17 protein-coding genes and 1 pseudogene are annotated in these 16940 nt (G+C 60.4%); 9 read left to right on the top strand and 9 right to left on the bottom strand.

Going from position 1 to position 16940, the window contains the following annotated elements:
* Nucleotides 1-228: pseudogene (locus AC1DVN_RS30455) on the bottom strand (lipase family protein); the annotation flags it as partial.
* A gap of 293 nt (nt 229-521) precedes the next feature.
* Here AC1DVN_RS30455 and AC1DVN_RS30450 point away from each other — a divergent pair.
* A complete protein-coding gene (locus AC1DVN_RS30450; protein WP_477994781.1) occupies nt 522-1163 on the top strand; it encodes a TetR/AcrR family transcriptional regulator in 642 nt (213 codons plus the stop codon).
* A gap of 82 nt (nt 1164-1245) precedes the next feature.
* Here AC1DVN_RS30450 and AC1DVN_RS30445 read toward each other — a convergent pair whose 3' ends face one another.
* Nucleotides 1246-1983 carry an SDR family oxidoreductase gene (locus tag AC1DVN_RS30445; RefSeq protein WP_477994779.1) on the bottom strand — a complete coding sequence of 246 codons (738 nt, stop codon included), beginning with the start codon at nt 1981-1983 and terminating at the stop codon, nt 1246-1248.
* Entirely contained in the window at nt 1980-3455 is a 1476-nt protein-coding gene (locus AC1DVN_RS30440) for an aldehyde dehydrogenase family protein (protein ID WP_477994778.1), read from the bottom strand. The genes AC1DVN_RS30445 and AC1DVN_RS30440 overlap by 4 nt, the downstream gene beginning before the upstream one ends.
* Nucleotides 3456-3617: 162 nt before the next feature.
* On the opposite strand from AC1DVN_RS30440, the gene AC1DVN_RS30435 reads away from it, so the two are divergent.
* Nucleotides 3618-4277 carry a TetR/AcrR family transcriptional regulator gene (locus AC1DVN_RS30435; RefSeq protein ID WP_133727338.1) on the top strand — a complete coding sequence of 220 codons (660 nt, stop codon included), beginning with the start codon at nt 3618-3620 and terminating at the stop codon, nt 4275-4277.
* A 138-nt stretch (nt 4278-4415) separates the two neighbouring features.
* On the top strand, nt 4416-6083 hold the full coding sequence (locus AC1DVN_RS30430) for a hypothetical protein (protein WP_477994777.1): 1668 nt from the start codon (nt 4416-4418) through the stop codon (nt 6081-6083).
* 48 nt (nt 6084-6131) lie between these two features.
* Here the strand turns inward: AC1DVN_RS30430 and AC1DVN_RS30425 are convergent, their stop codons facing one another.
* From AC1DVN_RS30425 to AC1DVN_RS30415, 3 genes are read right to left on the bottom strand one after another with little or no spacing between them, the layout of a single operon-like run.
* A complete protein-coding gene (locus AC1DVN_RS30425) occupies nt 6132-7301 on the bottom strand; it encodes a winged helix DNA-binding domain-containing protein (protein WP_477994775.1) in 1170 nt (389 codons plus the stop codon).
* Entirely contained in the window at nt 7301-7942 is a 642-nt protein-coding gene (locus AC1DVN_RS30420) for a histidine phosphatase family protein (protein WP_141488169.1), read from the bottom strand. Before AC1DVN_RS30420 ends, AC1DVN_RS30425 begins: the two co-directional genes overlap by 1 nt.
* A gap of 13 nt (nt 7943-7955) precedes the next feature.
* On the bottom strand, nt 7956-9392 hold the full coding sequence (locus AC1DVN_RS30415) for an FAD-binding oxidoreductase (RefSeq protein ID WP_477994773.1): 1437 nt from the start codon (nt 9390-9392) through the stop codon (nt 7956-7958).
* Nucleotides 9393-9533: 141 nt separating this feature from the next.
* On the opposite strand from AC1DVN_RS30415, the gene AC1DVN_RS30410 reads away from it, so the two are divergent.
* Entirely contained in the window at nt 9534-10433 is a 900-nt protein-coding gene (locus AC1DVN_RS30410) for a LysR family transcriptional regulator (RefSeq protein ID WP_477994771.1), read from the top strand.
* Nucleotides 10434-10455: 22 nt separating this feature from the next.
* Here AC1DVN_RS30410 and AC1DVN_RS30405 read toward each other — a convergent pair whose 3' ends face one another.
* Both AC1DVN_RS30405 and AC1DVN_RS30400 read right to left on the bottom strand, forming a co-directional pair.
* Nucleotides 10456-11535: a helix-turn-helix domain-containing protein gene (locus tag AC1DVN_RS30405; protein ID WP_229756694.1), complete on the bottom strand. Its 1080-nt coding sequence runs from the start codon at nt 11533-11535 to the stop codon at nt 10456-10458.
* Nucleotides 11536-11544: 9 nt separating this feature from the next.
* On the bottom strand, nt 11545-12516 hold the full coding sequence (locus tag AC1DVN_RS30400) for an alpha/beta hydrolase (protein ID WP_172933153.1): 972 nt from the start codon (nt 12514-12516) through the stop codon (nt 11545-11547).
* 93 nt (nt 12517-12609) lie between these two features.
* Between AC1DVN_RS30400 and AC1DVN_RS30395 the strand changes: the two genes are divergently transcribed.
* The 3 genes from AC1DVN_RS30395 (at nt 12610) to AC1DVN_RS30385 (ending at nt 15069) form a co-directional block, all read left to right on the top strand.
* Nucleotides 12610-13203: a hypothetical protein gene (locus tag AC1DVN_RS30395; RefSeq protein ID WP_021333308.1), complete on the top strand. Its 594-nt coding sequence runs from the start codon at nt 12610-12612 to the stop codon at nt 13201-13203.
* A 159-nt stretch (nt 13204-13362) separates the two neighbouring features.
* The gene (locus AC1DVN_RS30390; protein ID WP_298772893.1) at nt 13363-13791 is read left to right on the top strand and encodes a YciI family protein; all 429 of its coding nucleotides are present in this window, start codon (nt 13363-13365) and stop codon (nt 13789-13791) included.
* 3 nt (nt 13792-13794) lie between these two features.
* Nucleotides 13795-15069 carry an RNA polymerase sigma factor gene (locus AC1DVN_RS30385; RefSeq protein WP_477994768.1) on the top strand — a complete coding sequence of 425 codons (1275 nt, stop codon included), beginning with the start codon at nt 13795-13797 and terminating at the stop codon, nt 15067-15069.
* Nucleotides 15070-15084: 15 nt separating this feature from the next.
* Here AC1DVN_RS30385 and AC1DVN_RS30380 read toward each other — a convergent pair whose 3' ends face one another.
* Nucleotides 15085-15498, bottom strand: a complete 414-nt coding sequence (locus AC1DVN_RS30380; protein ID WP_060937760.1) for a hypothetical protein — start codon at nt 15496-15498, stop codon at nt 15085-15087.
* A gap of 152 nt (nt 15499-15650) precedes the next feature.
* Here AC1DVN_RS30380 and AC1DVN_RS30375 point away from each other — a divergent pair, with 152 nt between their 5' ends.
* Together AC1DVN_RS30375 and AC1DVN_RS30370 are read left to right on the top strand one after the other, a co-directional pair.
* Nucleotides 15651-15821 (top strand): hypothetical protein, encoded by a 171-nt coding sequence (locus AC1DVN_RS30375; protein WP_021333309.1) that lies wholly within the window; start codon nt 15651-15653, stop codon nt 15819-15821.
* Between the two features lie 216 nt (nt 15822-16037).
* Nucleotides 16038-16736: a type 1 glutamine amidotransferase domain-containing protein gene (locus tag AC1DVN_RS30370; protein ID WP_021345989.1), complete on the top strand. Its 699-nt coding sequence runs from the start codon at nt 16038-16040 to the stop codon at nt 16734-16736.
* Nucleotides 16737-16940: the final 204 nt, after the last annotated feature.

Here is a 16940-nt window from a genome sequence, read left to right as displayed (position 1 = left end):
GTACAACACCTGCACGGCTTGCAACGGGGTCGGAATGTTGACGACGTGATAGGGCAAGGTCCTCGTTTTGAGAACGGCCCCAGGCTGATACGACGACAGCGGTGCCGAACCGTCGTACTGATAGAAGGAATCCGCCGACGGTCGCGCGGCGACAGTAGGTGCTGTGATGCCTGTGAGTGCAATGGCTGTCAGCGCCACCACTCCGTGAAAGAGAATCCTCGATGCCACGATCGACCCTTCGGTTTCGTATGTCCCTCGGTACTTGACGGGCTGGTGTGATGACGACCACACGCTATCTTACTTTTGAGTAATAAATGAGAGGCTTGCGCTGGTTGTTTGAATCATGCGCGGACGCAAGCAGATTGAGCTCGTTGTTGTAGCCAGGCTGATTCGGTCCAGGGCGTCATGTGTACGATACGACTAGTAGCTATCGCGACAAGTTGCTGCCTTGGGCTGTGCCGGGTCCTTCGATGCCGGGAAATGCTCTGTGCTGCAAGGTCTTGAAGGACTAAGGAGTGGACATGGGTAAGCGCGCTCCCGATGACGGCGTGTTTCGGGGCTCGGGTGATGCCGAGACGGGATTGCTGACTCCTCCGAGCGGTGCACGTAGTGAGGCGGCTCACGAGAAGGCCCTTAGATCAGCAGAAGCTCTTCTGAAATCCGGTGGAATGAAGGCCGCGACCATCGATGCGATCTCCGAACAATCCGGTGTCAGCAAGGTGACTCTGTATCGGCACTGGCCGTCGCGGCAAGCTATCGCTGCTGAAGCATTCGGCGTGCTCATGGCTCGTCATCTGACATTTCCCGAGACCGATAGTGCGCAAGCCGATTTGAACGACTATCTAGGTGACATCGGAGAGTTCTACCGAGGTCCACTCGGGTCGATCTTTGCCGAACTTGTCGGCGCGTGTGCCAACGATCCGACGACGGCGGCATACTTCCGCACTTTCTTCCTCGACGAACGTCGTCGGGGTTTCGCCGCACTGATTCGGCGGTGTGTGGATTCCGGCTACTTTCGCGAAGACATCGACACCGAGGAAGCGATCGATCTGTTCTTCGGGCCGTTGATCTACCGGATGTTGGTCGGGCACGCGGGTATCGATGACAACACTGTGCGCTCGATCATCGATCACGCAGTTCGTGGACTCCGCAGTGGTGCATAGACGGGTTCTCCGTTGAGAATCCGCAGCGAAGGGGAGGGCGAATTGCCCTCCCCGCACTGCGATGTGCCTCAACACTCGGGTGTCAGCTGAGCATCTTCAGTACTAGCTGGTACTCACCGTTGATCTCGGCATTGCGAAGCGGCTTGGCGGCGTCGACCACGATTTCCGTGGCGTCGTCGTGCGCCGTCAGTAGGCCGATGGTCTCGGCAATGTAGTCATCAAGTGGCAGAGCTGATTCCGAGTTCTCCTGACCCATCAGCGTGGTGCGGACTCCTGGTGGGATGAGTTCGATGCACTGGATCGAGGTATCGGCGAGTTGTACGCGCATGCTCTCGGTGAAGAGATGAACCGCCGCCTTTGTCGCGTTGTACGTGGGCGTGACGGGCAGCGGGACGAAGCCGACGGCGGATGAGACGGTGATGATGGTGGCATTGGGCTTCGTCATCAGATGCGGGATGAACTGGCCGGCCAAGCGAACTGTTCCGAGAAGGTTTGTCGTGACGGTTCTCTCGGCGACGTCGAGGAAGTCCGGGTTCTTCAAGTCTTCCGGGTACATGATTCCCGACATCGTCACGAGGACGTTCAGATCGGGAAATGCCTCGGTGACGGATTCATGCGCCGTTCGAATGGATTTCGGGTCGTCCACGTCGATAACGACTGTGCTGATGCCCGGGTACTTGTCCGAGATCTCTTGCAGCAGAGCGGATCGACGCCCTCCGACGATTACCTTGTTCCCCTCGTTCTGCAATCCCACTGCAAGTGCGAGGCCGATACCGGAGGTTCCGCCGGCAATGAAGATGGTATTTCCCGAGATTTTCAATTTGTGCTTCCTTGGTTTGTCGTGGGCGTCGACGTGGCGACAGTGATGGATTTGAGTTGGGTGTATTCGTTGAGCGTCTCGAGGCAGAACTCTCGCCCCAGGCCGCTTTCCTTGAATCCCCCGAAGGGGACACCGCCTCCCAGATTGAAGTACTGATTGATCCAGACGCAGCCCGCATCAAGACGATCCGCGGTTTCCATCGCGTTCTTCAGGTTGGAGGTATAGATCCCAGCAGCGAGACCGTACGGAGTGTCATTGGCTTCTGCGATCACGTGCTCGTAGTTGTTCCATCTGAGGACGCACAGGACAGGTCCGAATATTTCGTCCTGTGCGATTCGCATCGAGTTGGTGACCTCGAGAATCGTCGGCGCGACGAAGTTTCCGGCTTCGAAACCCGGCACTTCTACCAGATCCCCGCCTGTAAGTAGTTGTGCGCCTTCGTCGATCCCGGATTTGATCATGGAGATCACACGTTCGGCGTGTTCCTGGTGGATCAATCCGCTCAGTTCGGTGTCCTCGTTCAGTGGCGGCCCGACTCGCAATGATCGGAATCCTGCGACGAGTTTTTCCACGAAGGTGTCATAGATATCCTCGTGGATGAAGAGACGTGTTCCGGCCAAGCAGGATTGGCCGTTGCACATGAGGACACCTGCGGTGGCATCGGCGACCACTGCATCGATGTCCTCGATATCAGGAAACACGATGCTGGGACTCTTGCCGCCGAGCTCGAGCGTGGTCGAGATCAGCCGTGAGGCTGCGGCGTGTGCCACGAGTCGGCCGACTTCGGTGCTTCCGGTGAAAGCGAGTTTGCTGACCTTCGGATGGTCTATCAAGGCTGCGCCGGCTTCCTCGCCAAGACCAGGGACAACATTGAAAACGCCTGCGGGAAACACGTCGGCGGCGATCCTGGCCAGCTCCATGACGGAAACGCAAGCATTTTCATCAGGTTTGAGGACCACTGTGTTTCCCGCAGCCAGGGCAGGTGCAATCTTGAACGCCGTCATTACCACGGGATCGTTCCAGGGAATGATCTGTCCACATACGCCCAATGGCACTCGCTTCGCGACCAGGTATCCCGATGCCAACTCGCGGCCGAAGCCATGGTGGGCCAACGAGATTGACGCAAAGTATCGCAGGTGTGAGACGGCGGCTCGATAGTCCTCGCGCATCTCCCTGATATGCCGCCCGGTATCCCTGCACTCGAGTTGGGCAAGCTCTTCGGCCCGATCCTCCACGAGCGCGGCAAACTGCAAGATTTTTGCGGATCGTTCTTCAGTGGTCAGGTTCGCCCATGCAGGAAATGCCCGCCTGGCGGCTTCGACCGCGTCGTCGATCTCTGTGGGCCCGCACCGAGACAGTGTGGCGAGTAGAGCGCCGGAAGCGGCGTTACGGGCCTCGAATGTGGATGTGCCCATGGCTCGGAACGCTCCGTTGATGAACGCACCGTATTCACGAACTGCTTGACCCTCCATGGAACCTCCTAGATCGGTCAATCACTGACTGACGAAGTGTACTGTACGTTTCGTACACTTGTCGATGGTCGGTTCTCGGACCGGCCTCTCGTTCGCCGCTGGTTTCCGTTGGCTACTCTCGCTTTGATCAACTCGAGAATGCGGCGGTGAGAGGTGGGGGTGGTGACGGCGAGGATCACCGAGGGCGTGTTCTTCACTACGCCGCCGGATCTGCCGCGAGGTCGGCATGAACTGAGCAGGGATGACGTACTGACTGCGCAGCGCGAGCGGCTGATGATCGCCACGACGGAACTGATGGCGGACTCGGGTTATCAGGGCGTCGGTGTGCGTCAGATCGCCAAGCGGGCAAGAATTTCGCCGGCCGCGTTCTATGAATGTTTTCCTGACAAGGATGCGTGCGTCTTTGCTGCGTACGGCAGGTTCATCGAAGTTCTGCTCACTCGTATTCGCGGGATCTTTCCGGTCGGTTCCTTTGCTTGGGACCGCCACGCCATCGCTGATATCGTCGAGGGTTATCTGACTGCGCTGAACGCAGATCCCGTTGTGGCTCGGGCATTTCAAGTAGAGATGGATGCTCTCGGGCGACGCGCGCGCGTGCAACGAAGAGCTGCACTGGTCGGGATGTCCGAAGTGCTGAAAGCGGAGCGTGAGCGAGCGCCGGGCAATCCGCGAGTCCCGCTGAGCGCTTATGTCGGAGCGGTGTATGCCATTCGGCAGCTTGCATCCGATGCGCTCGACGAGCCGGAGAAGGGGTCGATCGTAGCCCTGTCGGCCGAGGCTGGCGTGTGGATCGAGGCCATGCTTTCCGCCGTGTCGAACTGAGCCTGGCTGGCCGAGAAGTGCCTGAAGGGCACGTCCCGAACAAGTTCTGCGTGACTTGCGTCATACGAACCTGTATAAAAGAAACGTCTGTAACTTTTATAGTTCGAACAGAGAGATTCCTTCATGATCCTTCGTCGCGTGATACCCGCAATCGCGGCTTCCGCACTGCTCGCAATCTCGAGCCTCGCTCAAGCGAACGCGGAACCATTCACTGGTTCAACCGGTTCCGTGGGCTCTCTCGGCTCGACGGGTCCTGTTGCGGGATGTCCCGAGTCGATCGATCCGGCATCATTCGCCACGGCTGACGATCTGCGTGACCTCAATGCAAAGATTGCCGGCTTCGGCCTCCGGTCGACGGCAAGCGCTGAGCACGAGAGCATGATCGACTGGGTCGAAGACAGCATGCGTGCACTACCTGGCGTCGCGATTGATTCGGACGATTATCAGATCAAGCGCTGGCAGCCGTCACCGTTGGCGTCAGATGGTCCTGGCCGCGACCTGGTGGCTGCCGGCAAGCTGGCTGTATTGCAGCCGGATGCTGCACCGGAAGTACTACGGACAGCAGGCGCGGTCCCGTACTCACTGCCCACGGGCGAGGAAGGCCGGACGGCTCCACTGGTCTATCTTCCACCTGGAACCGCGATCACGCCGGAGAACTCGAAGGGTCGCATCGTGATTCGCGATGTCCAGAGCCCAGCAGTGCCGTATGCGACTTTTGCTGCTTTCTCGCATTACATGACTCCCGACTTCCCGCTGGCGGGTAACTACGAACGGCCGTTCACTGCGGCGCTCGAAACGGATCCATTGGCAGCAGGACTCGCGGGTGCGGCCGGGCTCATTCTCGCGTGGAACGTTCCTGCAGAACAGATTCAAGGCTACTTCGATCCTCACACCGGCACACACTTCACCGTGCCCGCGGTATGGGCAGGCGTCGACGAAGCTGTCCGACTCAAGCAGTTGGCGGAATCCGGAACCGAGGCGAAGATCTCTGTTCTCGCGGACGTCGACACGGCTCCCACTCGAAATCTGATCGCCACGATTCCCGGGCAGAGCCAGGAAAGAATTGTGATCAACACCCACACCGACGGCGCAACCTGGGTGCAGGAGAACGGCAGTGCTGCGGTTCTGGCACTCGCACAGTATCTTTCGCGTCTGCCACTCGAATGCCGTCCACGTACCTACGAGTTCGTCTTTGCCAGTGCACATCTGCATATGTCTCGAGAGGGAACAGATCGGTACGCGACGGAGCTGGACAAGGAATACGACAGCGGATCCGTCGCCTTCGACTTCTCTGTCGAGCACATGGGTACGCGGGAGATTCTGCCTGTCGATCGCACAGATGGACCCGGCCAGAGGCTTGAATTCACCGGGGTCGGTGAGCCGTACTCGTGGTTCGCTGGAAGTGAAAGTCCGGCACTGGTCGCCGCATTGGTGGCAGCGGTCAAGTCTCATCCGCTCGACCGGACGGCAGTTCTGCGGGGCTTCGACCGGCCGCAGCCTGCCCGAGTTCCCGTGTTCTGCAGCTTCGGAGGCCTCGGCACGAGCTTCCATAATCGCCTGATTCCGACCATCGGAGGAATCTCCGGTCCCTGGTCGCTGTGGGCTCCGTCGTTCGGCGCCGACGCGATCGACTTCGAACGTATGCATCAGCAGACGCTGGTCATGGGTGACACCCTGCTCGCGCTCGACAGCACTCCCCGTGAGGAACTCGCGGGTGGCTATCCGGCGGAGCGAGCAGCGCGTGCGGCCGGTGCGCAGACATGCACTCACTTGCTGCCTCCGGAAGATGCACCCATTCCGCAGTGATAACGATGGGAGCGGCTGAGCGATAGTGGTTGTCGCTCAGCCGATTTCCTAGACGACCGGCAGATTTTTCATGGCCTGTGAGACATAACCGGTGCCGATTCTGACGCCACCCAGCCACTCGGTCAGACGATCTGCCTCGGCGTCGAGCGCCCGTTGCGCATCCGCGGACACGGATTCGAGTACTCGAACGTGCACCACACCGGTTTCGTCTTGGATCCAGCACCCTACGACGCGACCGTCGACCCAAGCGGTGGTGCCGGCATTACCGCGGGTGTCGAAGAGTTGGTTGCGGTGCGGGCCGAGATAGAAGTCACGGTTCTTCCACCCCATGATCGTCGGGTCGAGCACCGGTAGGAGTGCCGCCCAAGGACCTGGATCACACACCGTGGCGACGTCATCCGGTAGTAACCAGCCGGTGTCGCCACCGTCGAGTGAGACTGCAACGGCTTCGAGTTCGGCGAGGGCGGCCCGGACGACCGTCTTGGTCGAGCCCAGCCACCAGACGATGTCGTCTTCCGTCCCCGGTCCGAAGGAGTGGAGCCAGCGTCGGACTATTTCTCGGTATCCGTCTGCAGATTCGAGATCGATGGGGGCGTCGTCGAGCCAGTGTCGAGTGAGAGTCCACAGTGGGCGTGAGACGGGGAATCGGGCGGTGTTGGTGCCGCGCATGATGTCTGCGGTCGCCCCGAGGTGCGTGAGAACCCTGGGTGCCGACCAGATTTCGCCTGCCGAACCCTCGACCTTGACGTCGATCATCGGTACTGCCTGACGGACCTCGAGTGCGGAAAGTCCTTCAGGTGCATCGGTGAGCAGTGTCAGAACCTCCGCCCGCGCGCGATCGAGCCAGTCGTTGCCGTCGACGGCGATTCCGGCCTTGACGACATCCTTGGCCATTCGTGCGCGCTCGGTGTTCGCGACGCGGGCGGACGCACTCGACCACGCGGCCGGCAGCAAGTCTCGTGGGAACGTGAAGAGCGTGCGGCGCATAGCCAATTGCTTCACGAGACTGCGTTGGTCGTACAACGCGTTGTCGACGTCGGCGGCGTCCAATGACCGAACCCTCGCCCAGCAAGACAGATAGACAGTCGCTGACTCGGTGGCGTGCAGTACCGTCATCGCCCGCGTGGCAGCTTCCGGAGAATCTACGCGGAACGAAGGCGCCAGCGCGTGACGTACTCCTATGCGTGCACGGCGTTCGTCGTCGGAGACATGGCGCATCAGGCCATCGTGCCACAGGCCAAGTGCGTCGTATCGGCTAGTTGCGCGAGAGTTCGATTGCGCCAGTAGTCGTCGTGTTGGAGATGTGTGATGGCCCCGGGCGTGGTCGCGAAGTTCGCAAACCCTGTGGCTTCGACGGGGATCTGCAGCCAGGCGGAGACGACGAATGTGTGTGCAAATCCGTGTGTTACGACGATGTGATCGTGATCGAGTTCGGTCATCAGTTCGCGAATGCACTCGCCGACCCTTGATGCGATGTCGCGGCGGGTTTCGGCACCGGCAACGGGGCCACGGTGATCGAGGCGGTTGTTGTCAGGAGCCGGAACCTGCCGCTGGGTCAGCCACGAGTTCGGGCGCCCTTCGGCTTCTCCGAAGCTGATTTCGCGCAATCGAGAGTCTGTTGTCGCCGGAACATCGAGTGTCCGGGCGATGATCGCGGATGTCTCGGCGCACCGTTCGAGGTCGGAAGAGGTGATGCGGATCGGGCGCGAAGTTCCTGTGCGTCGACGTTTCAACTCTTCGGCGATCAACTCTGCATCGCGCCTGCCTGCGGGCGTGAGAACGGAATTGTGCCAACCTCCGACGATATCCTGTGCTGTGTGTTCGGCATGAGGATGAGTGACGACGTAAAGATCCTGCACGAGACCCCTTCTGTTACCCGACCGTTTCGGGCAACAGTATTCCAGGATTGAGGATTCCACGCGGATCCCAGGACGATTTGATCAGCTTCATGGCGGCGATGTCGGTTTCCGTGCGCCCCAGCGCTATCCACGGTGACTTCGCGCGACCGATCCCGTGCTCGGCGCTGATACTTCCGTGATGGGCGGAGACGAGTTCGAAGACCGTATCGGTCAGTTCGTGGGCGATGCTCGGTTCGGCGTCAAGAAGATTCACATGGATATTCCCGTCGGCGAAGTGTCCGAACAACATTGGACGCACATGGACGAATCGTTCGGTGAGTACTTCGCGGAGGCTCTCGATGAACATGCCCATCACGGACAAGGGGACGGAGATGTCGAGTTTGACCACCGGAGTCGTCGATGAAGCGCTGATGCTTTCGGTATGGCTTTCTCGCAGAGTCCACAGCTTTCGAGCGGGGCCAGGCTCGACTGTCGCGTCCTCGATGAGATCGGCAGAGGCGGAGAGAACTTCGAGGAGTGACTCTTCCGTCTCGCGCGGCGATGACACCTCGATCAGGGTGTACATCGGTGACGGTGTGCCGAACGGGCGACGGGCATCGGTGTGCGCGCAGACGAGGGAGATGCCGTCGTCGGTCATGATTTCGGCGGCCTCCACGGTCAACCCGCTCTGGCGCACTCGATTACACAGCTGCAGCGCTTGATCGACGTCGCGCACACCCGCGAGCACGACCTGGGTGTCGGTCGCCGGGGTGACCAACTTCATCAGAACCTTGGTGACAATCGCGAGCGTTCCCTCACTGCCCGCAAGAAGACCTGGGATATCGTATCCGACATTGTCTTTGACGAGTGGAGTCCATCTACTCAGTACCGAACCATCGGCAAGTACTGCCTCGATCCCGAGTATCTGTGCCCGTGTATTTCCGTATCGGACCATGCGGGTACCGCCGGCGTTGGTTGCGACGATGCCGCCGAGAGTCGCGGATTCCTTTGATGCCAAATCGATTCCGAATCGGAGGCCATGTGCGGAGGCCGCCAGGTCGGCGCGAGCGACGGTCACTCCCGCACCGGCCGCGATTGTCCGGCCGATGGGGTCGACGGTCTCGATCGAATCCAAACGCCTGGTGCTCAGCACCACTGATCCAGCCGATGGTATTCCGCCACCGACAAGTCCGGTATTTCCACCTTGCGGGGTGATGGGAATCCCGGCCTCGAAGCAGGTCGTGACGACGGCGGACACTTCGGCGGTGTCGGCCGGACGGACCACAGCTATTGCGTCACCGATCCAACGTCCCGTCCAGTCGCGTGTGTAACCCTCGATCAGCTCTGGATCGGTGAGAACATGCGCTTCGCCGACGATCTCTGCGAGGGCGTCGATGATCTCTGCGAGGGCGTCGAGGAACCTCGCGTCCGTTGCAGGTTCGCGTGCTTCGACGAGTGTTCGGGGGCTCATGTTCAACCTTGTGATCGTTCGGGGGACAGTTTTTCGGGAGACGAGCGGTGGAACAACCTGCACTCGATCCTCCGACCTCAGGTGATGCGCTGTCCAAGACCAAGTAGTGACACCACCATCTGTTCTTCTTATAATCGCCGTATGAACCTGCAGCGCGCACGCTATCTGATCGCTCTGTCGGATCACGGCAGCTTCACTCGCGCCGCCGCGAACGTCCACGTGGCGCAATCTGCACTCAGTCAGCAGATCAAGGTTCTCGAGCGCGAACTCGGCGTTCCTCTGGTGGATCGCCGAGGTCCGCAGTTCACTTTCACCGACGCGGGGCGGGTAGCGGTACGAGAGGCACGCTTCTTGCTCGGGTGCGCAGACCGGGCGGTCGAACGAATTCGATTGGCTGCTCGCGGTGTGGACGGGGAACTGCGCATCGCGTACACCCGTTCGTGGGCGGGTGGCGCCGTCGGAGATCTGGTCAGCACTTATCGCAAGCTCTATCCAGGCGTCGAAGTTGTCGTGCACCGGGGCACTTCGGCGCAGACTGTCGACCTCGTCCGAACCGGAGCCGTCGACATCGCGGTTGTGCGACCGCCGCTCGATGACGACGATCGTGAACTTCCCCTGATCGTCCTCGACACCGAACCTATCCTGGTCGCCGTTCCCGTGGATCATCCGTTCGGGGATCGAACGACACTCGAACTCGGAGATCTGGTGGACGTCCCCGTCGTATTCTGGCCCGAGGCGAATGCACCCGGGATGTATTCGCGTACGCTCGAACAACTTTGGCCCGACAGCACTCCCAATATCGTTCGATTCGAGGCTGACGACGAGCAGGTTTTGCACGCCGTCTCGGACGGGGTGGGAATTGCGCCGATCCCGCAGGGGCGGGCCCGGATGCTCCGAATCCCGGGTATTCATCTGTGTGAGATCGCCGGTATGCAGCCGACTCTCGAAGTTGCCGTGACCTACCGTCCGGACAACCCGAATCCCGCGCTTGCACCCTTCGTTGCGCTTGCCGAACGCGAAAGATCGTCAACCACTGCGTAGCGCAAGTGATGCGCGGTGGGCCCTATCCGCCATCGAGGACCAGCATCATGGCTGTTGCGCGTGCCCGGTTCTCGATGGTGTCGACGTGGAATCCGACGTGCTGGGACAGCTTTGCCAATCGGTGCGCGACGCTGCTGTGATGAAGGTGCATGGAATCGGCTGCGGCCCTCAATGTTCCGGATTGCAGGTATGCCCTCAAGGTTTCGAGTAGTTCTAATCCCTGTTTGGTATCGCCGATCTCTTCGGCAAGAACCAGATCCGGTATTCGCGAGTGATCGATGTGTGATCCCGGTGCCAGGAGGTTGAGGGCGCCGAGATCGTCGGCGTTCACGATCGGTGTTGTTGCTGACGCCTGTGCGCGAGCGAATCGTGCAGTGCTGAGTATTGTATTCACTTCGGAAGCGGAAGCAGCCAAAGATATTCCGGCGCGAATGGATGACGACAGTGCTGACTCGGACAGCTCGGGTGTCGGTGCGAACGAACCCGCCACGAGATTCAGATACTCGCCATCAGCTTCTATCCCAACGGCTTTGCCAGGTGTGCAATCTTGCGAAATAACAAGGTGTGCAGTGCCGCCGGCCGTGTCTGAGACTGCCTTGGTTGCCATGACGCGGACTGGGGTTTGGGGTTCGATACCGAGACCGGCGCAGGAGGTGAGCACCGCGAGTTCATCCATCGGGAACAACAGATTTCGAGTGTGCTCGGCTTCGGTAGGCAAGCGTCGGGGTTGCAGGATTATCGCTGCGGTCAGGGCCATTCGATCGACGAGCATTTCGTCGAGCGGCAAGTGCGCACCAGGACGCTCGATCCATACCTTCCCGAGAACCTCGTCGTCTACAGCGATGTCCCTGGCCATGCTCGGAGGGAACTGGGGTTCGGGTGACCATCGGCCGCGTGGGTCACATCGGCGCAAATTCTTCTTGCTTCTACCGTGTTCCACGATCTCGATACCTACAACGCAGTCCGCCAACTGCGCGCTCGCGCGAAGCAGAGATGCGGTGTCGGAGCCGTGCCGCACGAGCGTGTCGAAGTAATCGATGACACGTACCAGGCCTGCCGAGTCTGCATCGAGCTCGGCAAGCCGGTACATCAGTCCTTGCATCTCGCAACGCTACGAGACAGGCGACAGCGAACGCAACCCTCTCCGGAGCGCAGTGAGGGCTTCGGCGGCACCTCTTTCGCTGACCGCTGCGGTCGCGACTAGCGCCGACCCGTGAAAGGTTCCGGGGAAGGAGTGCAATTCGACGCTGACTCCCGCTTGCAGCAGTCGAAGGGCGTATTCGATTCCTTCGTCACGGAGTGGGTCGAGTTCCATGGTGGACAGGTAGGTCGGCGGCAGACCGGTGAGGTCGGTCGCCCGGGACGGCGCAGCGTAAATGGAGACGTCAGGATCTTCGGGACCTGAATACGACTCGCCGAGGTAGTACTTCCACGACAGGATGGCGTTGGGGCGGTGCCACAACGGTGTGTCGACGAAGTTCGTCATCGAGACCGTCGCCAGACGGTCGTCGAGTTCAGGAATTTCGAGGAATTGGAATGCCACAGGCACAACGCCCTCGTCGCGGGCTTTGAGGACAGTGCCCGCGGCCAATCCGCCGCCTGCACTCTGCCCGCCCACTGCGATGCGGCTGGGATCGATTCCCAGTTCCTCGGCATGGGCATGGATGTAGAGGAGTGCGGCGTAGCAGTCGTTGACGGGGCCGGGAAAGGAGGTTTCAGGGGCGAGGCGGTACTCCACGTTTGCAACGGCGAATCCGAGTTCGCGCGCTACCTCGACACAAAATGGATCGCTGGACTCTGCGGTGCCGATTGCGAATCCGCCGCCATGGATCCAGAGCAGAACGGGGACAGGGCCGGCGGTGTTGTCCGGGGTGAAGAAACGAATCTTGACCCCCGGATCGCCGTCCAGGCCAGGAGCGGACAGTTCACGAAGCGAGACTCCGTCGAATGACAGGTCGGCCAACATGGCGCCGATCAGAGCATCGTAGGTGGCCCGCGCGTTGGGGAGGTCAGCGAAGTCCACCTTCGGGAGCATGGTGAGCGCTGCGGCGAGTTCGGGGTCGAGAGTGGGGAATGTTGTCATGCACTCATCATCGAGCCTGAATGTGGCCTACGTCACCAGTGGTTTGTAGGAAATCGGAGAGCCTTCTTCCGACGCCCGTCGGATCTCCCTAGGATGACGCCGGTGGACAGAGTACATCTCGGGGTGGGTTCGAGCGATTCGGAAGTTGGGTCCAGGATCGGTGGACACCCGCCGCAGGTTTTCGCTGGTCAGCCGATTTTGCAGACGCATGAGTATCTCTTGACGCTCGCGGCGCACACGGCTCCGTGGCTCGGTGCGCGAGAGCTTTCCGTCTTCATCCGTCGGGGATTCTCCATCGGCGATGACGATCTCGAATACCCGGACATCGGGGTTAGTGCAGTCCTGCACCCGCCGTCATCACGAAGTGCGGAATCGGCCGGCACTCACGAGGGCCTGGGGAGCGCGGCGTTGATCAATCTTCCCGCAGGCGACGAAGTGATGCCGTTGGTGTTGATCGCGCCGCAACCGGTACTCATACAAAATGAACCGTCCTACGCCGATGCCGTCGAGGCGGACGGGCATCGCTTCCTGTTCCAGATCAATGAAGAGGGGTGGCCAGTGGTTGCCGAGCCGCAACCCGAGTTCGTCGAGGAATACCTGTTTGGCTACGGCTCGGTGTATTTCTACGGGAGCGCTGACGCGGCCGGGCTCGCCGTTGAAGTCGTGCCGGGATTTCTCGATTTCTGAGCTGCCAGACGACCCTTCTGCCGATACCGTGGGCAACGTATTCGACCGGCGGATTTGTCCTTCGAAAATTAGTTTCGGAAGTTTGTCGATCGGCGTCTTTGTCGTTCGACGTGTAGGCAGAGGGACCGAATGAGCGGTCCACAAACGAAGGAGATTCTCATGAAGTACATGCTGATCATGCGTTCCACCGACGAAGCCATCGAAGCATCCAAGGACATGGACTTCGACGAGATCATCGCCGCGATGGGGCAATACAACGAATCCTTGATCAAGGCCGGTGTGCTGCTGGCGGGTGAGGGATTGGCGATGGAGGAGGGATTCATCGTCGATTTCGAGTCCGATCCGCCGCTGGTCTCCGACGGCCCGTACGGCGAGACGAAGGAGTTGTTCTCGGGATTCTGGATCATTCAGACGTCGACCAAAGGCGAAGCCTTGGAATGGGCGAAGCGCTGCCCGCTCGGGCCGGGAAGCAAGCTCGAGGTGCGCCGTGTGAGCGAGATGTCGGACTTCGATCAGGACAACGAATACATCCAGAAGGAAGCCGGCTGGCGCGAAGAGCTCGGTACCGATCGTCCGGTCGCAGGCTGAACCATGACCGACGAGGCGGTGCGAGAAGAAACGAGAAAGGCTGTCGACGCGGTCTGGCGAATCGAATCCGCGAAGATCGTCGCCACGTTGACTCGCACCGTCGGAGATCTTGATCTCGCCGAAGACCTGGCAGCGCAGGCTCTGCTCGAAGCTGTCGAGCAGTGGCCTGCCACCGGAGTTCCCCGAAATCCCGCTGCCTGGCTGACTTCCGTTGCGACGCGTCGAGCAATCGACGGGTGGCGACGACGTGAGAGGCTGGACGAGCGCTACGCCCACTTTGCGCGTGAACTCGAGAACGACGCTTCGCATTTCGACGACGTCAGCTGGGATCCGGATCGGATCGACGACGACGTCCTCCGGCTGATGTTCATCGCCTGTCACCCGGTGTTGAATCGAAAAGCGCAGGTGGCCTTGACTCTTCGGGTTGTGGGCGGGTTGACCACCGAAGAAATTGCGAAGGCGTTCCTGACGCCGACCGCGACAGTTCAGCAGCGGATAGTCCGTGCGAAGAAGGCGTTGACCGCTTCGAAAGCGGTTTTCGAAGTTCCAGGACGAGAAGAGTTTTCGAGCAGGTTGAGCGCCGTCCTCGGAGTCCTGTACCTGGTGTTCAACGAAGGTTATGCAGCCAGCTCGGGGGACGAGTGGATGCGGGCGGACCTCAGTGCTGAAGCTCTGCGGCTCGCGCGAATACTCGCCGAATTGGTCCCCGGGGAATCCGAGGTACACGGCCTTGTCGCGTTGATGGAGCTGACAGCCTCGAGATTCGGCGCTCGGACAACCTCGACAGGTGAGCCCATCCTGCTGGCGGACCAGGACCGGACTAGGTGGGACCGCCTACAGATCTCGCGTGGGCTTGCGGCGCTGGAACGAGCTGACGCCGTCGGGCGTGGACGTGGCCCGTACGGTTTGCAGGCAGCGATAGCCGAATGTCATGCGCGAGCAGCAACTTTCGATGACACCGATTGGAAGAAGATAGTCATCCTCTACGAGGCTCTGGCGCAACTGGCCCCATCGCCCGTGGTCGACCTCAATCATGCGGCGGCGGTATCCATGGCATACGGTCCTGGCCCTGCACTCGAATTCGTCGACAAGCTTGTCGCTTCAGGTGAATTGACCGGCTACCACCTGCTTCCCGGTGTTCGGGGGGAGTTGCTCAGTCAGCTCGGCCGATCCGAGGAGGCTAGAACCGAACTCCTCGAAGCAGCGAGGCTGGCCGGGAACGAGCGTGAGCGTGCAGTATTGGTCGCGAAAGCAGATGCGCTGCTGTCGGATCAGTAGTCACACGATTGGTAGTCAGGGCTGAGTCGGATCATCGTTCGGCACCATGGGCGGCAACCCGACGCCGTACGGATCGAGCATGTCCGATACACGTCGACCCCACCGTTCATGCGCGGACTGACGGGTCATTCCGGCAGCGCGGCCGATGGTTGCCCATGTTGCGCCGAATCTTCGCAGGCTCATGACGCTTGCCGTCGAATCGATGCCTGCGGCGAGCTGGATCCGGAAACTTGCCAACTGCCAAGCCATCTGACGCTGCGCCGGGATGTCGGTGTCCTGTTCTGCCTCCCATTCGGGGCTACCAGGTAATGGATCCGTTCCGACAATCTTGTCCGCCTGCGCGCCGGCCTCGGCGATTCCGGCGTTGACCGTCGAAGTTGCGGCGGTCTCGATCTTTGCGGTCAGGGCGGTCTCGATCAGATCTTTCATGAGAAGTTCTCCACTCGTCAGGTTTAGCCTGACAGTTTCAATCGAATGTTGTCAAGAGGTATCTGACTGATTCCATTTGATTAATGCACGATCTATTTGTGTACTATCTAAATGGCCTTCGGTTCTGTTGGCCGACGTCGAAGGGGTTGCTGGTGAAGATCGTGGTTCTGTCATTCCTGATGGCGCTGACCTTGATGACGGTCGGGATCATCGCGGCGCGCAACTGCAGCACTCGACCTGCCGTGACCGGGGCAGTTACTGCGGCGTCGACGGTTCTTGCTGCCGCCTGGACACTTTTTGCCGTGGCCTTCGTACTGACCTGATCGCACTGTTCGACCCAAATATCCGAGCTGGAATGTGGGTATGACGGGTTGCATGCCCCGTTGGTGAGAAGTCGCACTGGAACGGCCGATGCGGAATTCCCTCCGGTTGAGTGCGTTTCATCCAAGGGAGCGTTCGCCGGGGTTCCGTATCTCGGGGTTCCTGGCTACGGCGGCTCCTGACTACGACGGTTCCTGGCTACGACGAAAGGTTGCGCGATGACAAAGCTGTTGTTTGCAGTCACTTCTGCAGATCACTGGACGCTGAACGACGGGACAGCCCACCCAACTGGATACTGGGCGGAAGAACTGGTCGAGGCGCATCGCGTTTTCGTCGAGGCCGGCTACGACATCGTGATCGCGACGCCAGGCGGTAAAGCCCCCGTTGTGGATGAGGGAAGCCTGGCGCCCGAGGTCAACGGCGGGCAAGAAGGCGCTGATCGTATGCGCAAGTACATCGCCGATCTGCAGCCGGTGCTGGATTCGCCGGAGATTCTGGAAAACGCCGATGCTGCCGACTACGATGTGGTCTTTGTGCCAGGTGGGCATGGACCGATGGAAGATCTTGCGGTGTCGGCATCCTTCGGTGAGCTTCTGGTGAAGTTCTTGGACGCCGACAAGGTGGTTTCGGCGGTCTGTCACGCACCGGCGGCACTTCTGCCCGCCCAGAGATCCGATGGAAGCTGGCTGTTCGACGGCTATCAGCTGACGGCGTTCACCAATGAAGAGGAGACGCAGGCTGGTCTGGCGGACAAGGCTCCGTGGCTGCTCGAAACTCGGCTACGCGAGTTGGGCGGCAAATTCTCGAAGGCTGACGCCTGGTCGCCTTATGTCGTGGTGGACCGGAAGCTGTACACCGGCCAGAATCCGGCTTCGTCGAAGCCGCTCGCCGAGCGGATCGTCGCCGACTTGGGCTGAACGATCACCGGCTAGGCCTGAGCACGGCTTTCGGCACCGCATCGAGGACTCCTTCGATGCGGTGCTGGGCCGTGTTCTGTTGTGCCTGAGGTTCGTCCTCAGGTTTTGAAGGTGGTGTTCGCCGGTCGGGGGTGCTGCTGCGGGTCGATCGAGGGTGGTGGGATGAACCACGGTTTGTTGTCGACGCCGATGCGGATTGCGGAT

This window comes from Rhodococcus sp. P4_E4, assembly GCF_056401575.1.
The sequence above is the reverse complement of the archived record's forward strand: the minus strand, read 5'-3'. Positions and strand labels throughout refer to the sequence as shown.